At 64.7% G+C, this 397-nt stretch carries 1 pseudogene; it reads right to left on the reverse strand.

Annotation, left to right across the window (positions count from 1 at the left end):
- Nucleotides 1-29 precede the first annotated feature (29 nt).
- Nucleotides 30-397: pseudogene (locus TW83_RS17840) on the reverse strand (ribonuclease D); the annotation flags it as partial.

The raw sequence follows: 397 nt of genomic DNA on the forward strand, positions 1-397 counted from the left end.
TCTTCTTTGTCCAAATACCCGTTGCCCGCTCAGTGGCGAAAGATGTCGCCCTCTTCGCCCCAGCCCAGCAGGTCCAGATGGGCACGCGCGGGCAGAAAGTCAAAGCAGGCCTGCGCCAGGCCCAGCCTGTTCTCGCGCTTCAGCCGCTCCTCCAGGGCATCCTTCAGCTTGTGCAGGTGCAATACGTCCGACGCGGCATATTCCAGCTGCGCGTCCGACAGGTCGGCCGCGCCCCAGTCGCTGGTCTGCTGCTGCTTGCTGACATCGACGCCCACCAGCTCCTGCAGCAGGTATTTCAGCCCGTGCCGGTCTGTAAACGTCCGCACCAGCCGCGAGGCGATCTTGGTGCACCAGACGGGCGAGGTGACCACCCCAAACGCGTTCTCCAGCGCGGCGA

The sequence above is a fragment of the Paracoccus sp. S4493 genome, assembly GCF_000967735.1.
Lineage (GTDB): Bacteria > Pseudomonadota > Alphaproteobacteria > Rhodobacterales > Rhodobacteraceae > Paracoccus > Paracoccus marcusii.